At 43.6% G+C, this 4,941-nt stretch carries 3 protein-coding genes and 1 pseudogene; 3 read left to right on the top strand and 1 reads right to left on the bottom strand.

What is annotated here, in order from left to right:
* Positions 1-312: 312 nt before the first annotated feature.
* Positions 313-3,453, bottom strand: a complete 3,141-nt coding sequence (locus DP116_RS18545) for an MFS transporter (protein ID WP_169156572.1) — start codon at positions 3,451-3,453, stop codon at positions 313-315.
* Between the two features lie 842 nt (positions 3,454-4,295).
* On the opposite strand from DP116_RS18545, the gene DP116_RS18540 reads away from it, so the two are divergent.
* From DP116_RS18540 to DP116_RS29485, 3 genes and pseudogenes are all read left to right on the top strand, one after another.
* Positions 4,296-4,508: a high light inducible protein gene (locus DP116_RS18540; RefSeq protein WP_169156571.1), complete on the top strand. Its 213-nt coding sequence runs from the start codon at positions 4,296-4,298 to the stop codon at positions 4,506-4,508.
* A 61-nt stretch (positions 4,509-4,569) separates the two neighbouring features.
* Positions 4,570-4,782, top strand: coding sequence for a high light inducible protein (locus DP116_RS18535; RefSeq protein ID WP_169156571.1), 213 nt, complete (start codon positions 4,570-4,572; stop codon positions 4,780-4,782).
* Positions 4,783-4,844: 62 nt separating this feature from the next.
* Positions 4,845-4,941, top strand: a pseudogene (locus tag DP116_RS29485) (high light inducible protein); the annotation flags it as partial.

Genomic DNA, 4,941 nt, shown 5'->3' with positions numbered 1-4,941 from the left:
GATTTATACTACAATACAGTTCACTTAAGAAAAATTGTAAGTTAATTTAAGCGGAGGGCAACCCAACAAAAGCGAGGCAGGTGTTGGGTTTCGTTCCTCAACCTAACCTAAATAATTTTATGTTTTTTGCGCTAACCGAACCGTATTGATACTACATAGTTGCAACTTTGCTTTGATTTCAGTCATTTGTCATGTTACAAAGTTTACCTATACTTTGTCACTTTTGACTATAGCTGTCATAACTGCTGCCTATGAACAAAAAAGCCTCTCATACGAGAGGCTAAAACAGAGCAGTCAATAAAAAGTATTAAACTACACTAGGAAGAGTACAGCAACTGCTCCTCCAATCGCAGAGAAAACTCCTGAAACAACTGCTGTAGCAAATAGCCACCAAGCGGCTGATGCAGCGGCTTTGCGTGTTTCTTCGGCTTGGCGTTGTGCTTGAATTTTTACTTCTTCTAAGCGTCGTTGTGCTTCCTGCTGGATGCGTTCTGCCCGTTGCAATACGTTGTTTCGTGCTCGTTCAACTTGGTCGATAATGCGGTTGGCGTCTTCTTCTGAGATATCCTCACGAGAACTCATAACTGCTACTAAGGTCTCGCGGTTGAAAGAAGATAGGCGATCGCGCAATGCATCAAACCCAGCTTGTGGATCATCAAACAATGTGCGAACATCGCGCTTGATGCTATCGTAGTTAAGTTCTGGGCGTTCTAAAGAGTTGAGGTAGTTGCGAATGCGACCAAAAACTCCATCAACCACATCTTGAATGCGCCGCTGGATATTTCGCACTTGTTCCACAAACTGCTCACGCACTGATATCATTGTATCTGCAATTCGTGCGGCTTCCTCATCACTCAAGTCTTCCCGCAGTTTCAGCAAAGTGATGATGGTGGAGCGGTCAAATTGGGAAAGGCGATCGCCTAAACTTTCAATTCCCACTTGTGGATCATGCAGCAACAGAGAAAGGTCGCGTTTGATACCTTCTGGGTTGAGTTCGTCTTTGCCACTCCTGCGTAGATACTCTTCCAAATATGTTTGGAAATTTTGTACTCTTTGCTGAGTTCGGGTGGCGAGGCGACGGGGTGTACGCACGATGTCACGAATCGAAGTTTGCATCGAATCGATGATTTGATTGACTTGCTCTTCACTCAAGTCCTCACGTTGACTGAGTAGCTTCACTAAGGTATCTCTATCAAGTTGTGACAACCGACGGCGCAGTGCGACAACACCTTCTCTTGGGTTTTGGAACAGTCGATTCAAATCCCGCTGAATTCCTTCAGGGTTGAGTTCTTGTTTACCTGTGTTTCGCAGGTAGTCTGCTATTGTTGTCGTAACAGAATCGTACTGCTCTTTCGCTTTATCTGCTACGATTTTTGGTGCGTGGCGAATATTACTCCAGTTTTCCTCAACATTGTCGAGGATTTGATTCGCTTGGTCTTCGCTCAAGTCTTGCCGTTGACTCAGTAATTGTACTAAAGTATCGCGGTCAAAACGAGACAGGCGTGCCCTAATTGCTGCAAATCCTGCTTGCGGGTCATCTAAAAGTTGTCTCAACTCAGCGCGGATAGCGTCAGGGTTGAGTTCATCTTTGCCTGTGTTCCCCAGATAAGATTCTAAATTCAGCCACAGCGATTCAGCTTGATATCTTGCTTGCTCTGCAATTCCTTGGGATTCGACTAAGACTTGATCACGCTGTTTTTCCAACTCATCAAGGATTGTGTCTGCTTCCTCAGGATAAATATCATTGCGTTCTAGCAAGATTTCCCGCATTTCTTGGCGGTCAAACTGGGCAAGTCGCCGAGAAAGGGTTTCGTAATCTGCGTCTGAATCTTCCAACAGGGGTTTGAAATCCCGGTGAATGCCTTCTGCAGATAAGTCTGACTTGGGAGTAACGAGTAGATAACTTTCGACTCGGCGTTGCAAGTCTTGTACTATCTCTTTTTCTTCCTCTGCAATCACTGCAATTAGCACGTCTTTGCGGGTCAGTTCCAACTGATTTGCAATACGCTGAATTTCTGCTTGAGTCAGCAGACCCCTAGTTTTAAGAATATTGACAAAATCACTCCGAGAAAGTCGCTCTAATTCTCGCCGTACTGTTCCAGGATCAGCGGCTGGATCGTAAAGAACGTCACGAAATTCTTGGGCAGCTTTTTCTGAACTCAATTGCCAAGCATATGTGTTGAGTAAGTAGTTTTCTACATCCGTCCGGATGGGGCTGTAAGCCTGTTTTGGTGTGGGAAGACCCAACTTATCTGCTTGTTCGGTGACTTTATCTTTAGCGTTTGTGACAGCACCAAGGATTTTTTCGACATCCAAGTCTGACAAATCAGTTCGCCCCAACACAATGCCAGTCAACGCGGATACTGCTTGCTGAATTGTCTGCTGAACTGGACCTGGAGTTGCTTCTTGGGTTCGGTTTTGGTCACCTTGCTTTCCAGAACGCATCTGAGCCATCAGTTGATCCAGCTTGGCGTTGAGTTCATCTGTCTTAGTTTGTCCGGGTGGCAATGATTTGAGATAATTAACCAATTCTCCCAAGCGGTCTGGGGTTGGTTGTTGTTGACCCACCACCTGTTGCCAAACACCATACAGTGTGTCAGCAATACGGTTAACTTCTCGCTTTGAAAGGTCAGTGCGACTGCTGATTAAATCAAGAAACTTCTGGCGGTCTATGTTGCGTAGATCTGGACTACTGGCGATCGCCTTCAGTTGCGGATCATTCAGTAACTTTTCAAATTCACCCCGAATCTTGGATATATCCAGTTCTGGTGGACGCACCATTTCTAAGTAATCTTCTACTTTGTCTCGGAGTGTCGCGGGGTCTACAGCACTGCCAATTTCCCGACGTACAGCGGCGGCTGCTGCTTCTGCTGTTGCTACTACTTGGTTATTAATAGCTTTTGCCCCCAACGCAGCGGTCGCTGTCCCCAAAATTGCCTGGAAGCCTGAAGTTGCTGTGTTAACCAACGAGCCAACTAAGGAACCCACCGTGGTTGAACTCACCCACACTAGCAGTAAGAAGTACGCTCCCCAAATCACCAACCCGAGAATTGCTCCCTGCACCGGAGACCAATTTCCAAAAAGACTAAGTCTTACCGCTAAAAAACAAGCAATGGCAAGCGCAATAGTTACAGTGATTAATGTCCACAGTCCTACTGCTGTGCCTATTTTGCGAATGGTTCCGCCAAAACTTCCAACTTCTCCATCACCTCCATTTGAATCAGATGAACGACCCAAGTAGGAAATACCCGCAGCAACGGAGAGGTTGGTGAGAACTAATTGCAGAGCAAAAGCCAGGATCACACCTGAGATTAAAGCGAAAAAAGAGTTCCATCCAAATCCAGAAAAGGCATATGTCTGGTTAGCATTTGTTGGCTGGTTATCAATTGGCATTTGTGCCACCCAAAAGAGTGACTTGTACAATGCCAGCGTGATGTGCGTACTCTGAAACATCTAAAATCCTTCCTATGTAGCTTAAGTCGGTGGGGATGCTAAAGTTATGTGAGAGTAAATATTGTATCTGTTTGTTATACTACTTAACCCATGAGCTTAAGAATGCTAGAATTACGGTGCTTTTGGCATCTCTCCAAAGTTTGAAAACTTGCTACAGCGTGGGATAGAAGTTTTTCTACCTAATTATTCAATTCACTCAAGTGTGAAGTATTTTTTGTGAAGTGAAAAATAAGAAATCTCACACTTGATTCTTCAAAATTCTTTTTTCTGTGTTATGCATTTCATTTTTGACCAAAATTCATAAGTGTCTTCAAACTATAGAACTCACTAACTCACAACAAAAGCTTGTGAAGTTATTGTTCAAAGCATTAAGTCTATAAGAAAATACGGTTCAGTTAAGAAAATGCGTTTGTTGAGTTACCAAAAGAGCGAAACCCAACAAACGCTCTTATTTATTGGGTTAGCCTGCGGTTCGCCGTATCTTGTGGGCGTCTACGGGACAAGGGTTCAACCAACGCCAGTATTAGTTTTTAGCCGCCTTAGCCTTATCTGAACTGTATTGGTTTATGAGAGGAGAGTTTACCAAGAAAATTTTTTTTGATTTTGTAGTCGCCTACTAATAGAAATTGATGAGGTATAATCCAGCTCATCGTTACCATTGTTACATTTTTTTACAAAAACATTTTTTAGCACCCTCTTTAGGTGGATTTATCCAAGGAAAAACTGTTCTGATAATCGTCCACAAGAGGTGCAGATAGTTTGTACCCATTGACAGAAAGCAGCACAGTTGTGAATAGCTACATTAGAGTCAACAAACAAATTGAACTGAACGAGAGAAAACAATGGCAACTCCTGAAACCCGTCCTAGCAGTGATTTACCACCCGTTGCTAAAGAATACAACGGTGTAGACCGCAATGCTTTTCTTTTTGGCTTCACTCCTCAAGCTGAACTGTGGAATGGTCGCTTAGCAGCGATTGGTTTTCTGGCTTACTTGCTTTGGGATTTGGCTGGTTACAGCGTCCTGCGTGATGTTCTGCACTTAGTTGGTTACTAATTATTAATTAGTCCCTAATCAAAACCTGATCAAATATCAATCTAATTTTGGAGAAAAAACAATGGCAACTCCTGAAACCCGTCCTAGCAGTGATTTACCGCCCGTTGCTAAAGAATACAACGGTGTAGACCGCAATGCTTTTCTTTTTGGCTTCACTCCTCAAGCTGAACTGTGGAATGGTCGCTTAGCAGCGATTGGTTTTCTGGCTTACTTGCTTTGGGATTTGGCTGGTTACAGCGTCCTGCGTGATGTTCTGCACTTAGTTGGTTACTAATTATTAATTAGTCCCTAATCAAAACCTGATCAAATATCAATCTAATTTTGGAGGAAAAAACAATGCAAACTCCTGAAACGCGTCCTTCTAGTGATTTACCACCCGTTGCTAAAGCTTACAACGGTGTAGATCGTAACGCTTTTGTGTTTGGTTTGAACC

It is taken from the genome of Brasilonema bromeliae SPC951 (assembly GCF_012912135.1).
Taxonomy (GTDB): Bacteria; Cyanobacteriota; Cyanobacteriia; order Cyanobacteriales; family Nostocaceae; genus Brasilonema; species Brasilonema bromeliae.
Note: the sequence above shows the minus strand (reverse complement) of the source record. Positions and strands in the feature narration are given on the sequence as shown.